Genomic DNA, 2,523 nt, shown 5'->3' on the forward strand with positions numbered 1-2,523 from the left:
GGTGTAGTCGACCGGGGCGGTACCGATGTCTGGGTAGTTCTCGGTCCAGCTTCCTGCGGCCGGTTTGGTGAAGTGTGGCAAGGCTCTACCTTTCGTTCGAGAGCACTCTCTCTAGTGAGAATGACGCTCTCACTGTTGAACATTAGGTTTCCACAGAACTGTATCGACGTCAATTGCCGAAGTGCCCGAGGCACGAAAAAAGCGTCGACCCAGGCTGAAACCCCAGGTCGACGCCCATAATCGAGGCGGTGTGGCATTCACCTGCCGGGCGACGGCATCTCGAAGCCCTCCAGAATGACAGCATTGCAGTCGGCAGCGCCCGCCCCTGCGATGGACCGGCCCGAGAGGGCGCTGTAGGCGGCCATGCCGTCCTGGTCCCTAATGGCCTCGGTCAGAACGACGTATCCCTTGGGTATGAATGCTCCTCGGTGTGAGAGCCGGGTTCGTGAATGGGGTAGCGCGTCCACGAAGTGACGCGCAGTTACGTTGTCGCACACTACGACAAACGCCCGCCCTCCCGGTCGGAACCGGGAGGGCGGGCGGGGCGTTCGGTGTGGAGTCGGTCTACGAGATCGAGATTGCGCGCTCGGGGCAGCTCGCGACAGCTTCGCGAACATTGTCCTCGTGCTCGGCCGGAACCTCGGACACGAGCGTCACGGCGTAGCCGCCGTCGCTCAGTTCGAAGACCTCGGGGCAGAGCGCGAGGCAGAAGCCGTGGCCACGGCACGCATCGTCGTCGACGTGGACCTTCACTTGGCGTCACCCTCCGCGACCGTGCTCTTGTCGCCATCTGCGACGGTGTACTCCAGATTGAGGTTCAGCAGACCACGAAGGATGAAGGTCGGCAGGTAGTCGAACTTCCGGTCGCCCTCCGGTCCGTGCACCTCTTCCGACAGCGCGATGTCGGTGGTCCGCTCGAGGAGGCGCTGGATACCCACCCGACCCTCCGTACGGGCGAGAGGTGCGCCGGGGCACGCATGGACGCCGCGACCGAATGCGATGTGGGTACGCGCATTGCGGCGCTCGAGGTCGAATTCCTCCGGGTCGGAGAACTGCCGGGAGTCGCGGTTGGCGGCGCCGTTGAGGAGCATGAGGATGGTGCCGGCCGGAACGTCGACGCCGCCGACCTCGGTCGGAACCTTGGAGAGTCGGAAGTCGCCCTTGATCGGGCTCTCCATCCGCAGTGCCTCCTCGATGAAGTTCGGGATCTTGTCCGGGTCGTCGCGGAGGGCCTGCTGGATCTCGGGGTTCTCGGCGATGATCCGGAGCCCGGAGCTCAGCAGTCGTACCGTGGTCTCCTGTCCGGCGGAGAAGACGTTCGCCGCAATGCGGAGGACATCGTCGACCGGGGGAAGCGTGCCATCGGGGAATGTCGCGGTCGCGAGCCCCGTCAGGACGTCGTCCGTGGGGTTCGCGCGACGATCTTCGATGTACTCGCCGAACTTCTTGTAGAGGAATTCGAGCGGGTTCAGCTTCAGCGTCTCGCCCTCGGTGCTGCCGAGTGAGAAGCCGCCTTCCGTCGCCAGGTTCAGGCCGGCAATGAACTCCGCATGGTCGCTCTCCGGGACGCCGAGGAGGTCGGCGATGACGAGCATCGCGAAGGGACCGGCGAATTCGCTGATGTAGTCGCCTTCACCCTTGGCCAGGATGTTGTCGAGGAGTTTGTCGGCCAGGCGGTAGATGAACTCTTCGTTCTCCTTGAGGCGCTTGGGGGTGATCAGGCGCATCAACAGGCCGCGATGGTCCGCATGCTGAGGCGGGTCCATCGTGGGGAGCTGATCGTTCATCGGCAGCGACGGGCGGTGCTCCTCGATGAGATCGGAGATGTCGTCGCTCTCGGCCGGGAGCGGGAAGCCCGAGAAGGGTCCGGTCACCGAGATGCATGAGGAATACGATTTCTCATCGCTGAGGACCTGGATTGCTTCCTCGTATCCGGTCACCATCATGACGTTCATGTGCGGCTCGCGCTTGACGGGGCAGCTCGCGCGCATCGCGTCGTAGTACGGGTTGGGGTCGCCGACGAACTCAGGGTCGGTGAAGAAGTTCTTCGTCTCGATGTCGGTCATCATTTCCTCTCGAGAAACAAGCTTCGGGCTGTGGCCGAGCGCGGCCCCGGGTCGCAGCCTGTGCCGCGCCGTCGCCGAGTCTCGTCGCACATCAAATCACGCTCCCCCGAGGGTCTCACCTAGGGATGTTTCGTACATATCGGACTTGTGAACTGAAACAAGGAAACAGAGCCCGCAATGTAATTGATCTTGATGATCCCCTCGATGGGTCAAGCATCCTATGACTGGCGTCATAAGTGTAGAGCCCGCAAATGCAAGCATGCCCGTGCTCGAACGACGACTGTCGTTCGAGCACGGGCACGACTTGTGCGGGTGCAACTGCTATCTCGCAGGTCTTGTTCGCACTGGGCGTACTACCTCAGACCACCGGTTCTTTGGTGATTTCGGCCCAGGCGGCGCCGCTGTCGGGGACGCGGGGCTGTTTCCAGACTTCGACGGGGAAGGAGACCATGACCAG

General features: G+C 62.8%; 2 protein-coding genes. Both read right to left on the minus strand.

The window, feature by feature from the left end; genetic code table 11:
* Positions 1-564: 564 nt before the first annotated feature.
* Positions 565-753 carry a ferredoxin gene (locus EV641_RS29050; RefSeq protein WP_054720334.1) on the minus strand — a complete coding sequence of 63 codons (189 nt, stop codon included), beginning with the start codon at positions 751-753 and terminating at the stop codon, positions 565-567.
* Positions 750-2,066 (minus strand): cytochrome P450, encoded by a 1,317-nt coding sequence (locus EV641_RS29055; RefSeq protein WP_132476971.1) that lies wholly within the window; start codon positions 2,064-2,066, stop codon positions 750-752. Before EV641_RS29055 ends, EV641_RS29050 begins: the two co-directional genes overlap by 4 nt.
* Between the last annotated feature and the right edge of the window lie 457 nt (positions 2,067-2,523).

Origin of the sequence: Rhodococcus sp. SMB37 (genome assembly GCF_004345605.1) — a bacterium.
In the GTDB taxonomy this organism is placed as follows: Bacteria; Actinomycetota; Actinomycetes; order Mycobacteriales; family Mycobacteriaceae; genus Rhodococcus.

Bases quoted from the DNA above. Each gene is read 5' to 3' on its own strand.
- EV641_RS29055 (WP_132476971.1), bottom strand. From the start codon at position 2,066: ATGACCGACATCGAGACGAAGAACTTCTTCACCGACCCTGAGTTCGTC.